Raw genomic sequence first — 285 nt, forward strand, 5'->3', positions numbered from 1 at the left:
GTGGAAGATGACCACGTTGATAGGCTATAGATGTAAAGGCAGTAATGTCATAGTCGAGTAGTACTAATAATCCGTAAGCTTATGTACACCCTTTTCCCCACACTTCGGTGTGGGGAAGAAACTTTCTCCCTTCGACTAAGGTCAAGGACTTTTTTATATTCTTTATCTCAGTATGTTAAGATATTGTTGCAATTATTTAATTATTAATATTAAATTTTTAATTAATTGTACGTTACCTCAAGTAACAACGACCTTAAGGTGGTTATTGCGGCGGGGCTCACCTCT

At 36.8% G+C, this 285-nt stretch carries 1 rRNA gene; it reads left to right on the plus strand.

Features of this window, described 5'->3' with window-relative positions:
• Positions 1-87: ribosomal RNA gene (locus ACHRV3_RS23020) — 23S ribosomal RNA — on the plus strand; the annotation flags it as partial.
• Positions 88-285: the final 198 nt, after the last annotated feature.

Origin of the sequence: Flavobacterium sp. FlaQc-49 (assembly GCF_044005985.1) — a bacterium.
Lineage (GTDB): Bacteria > Bacteroidota > Bacteroidia > Flavobacteriales > Flavobacteriaceae > Flavobacterium > Flavobacterium cupriresistens.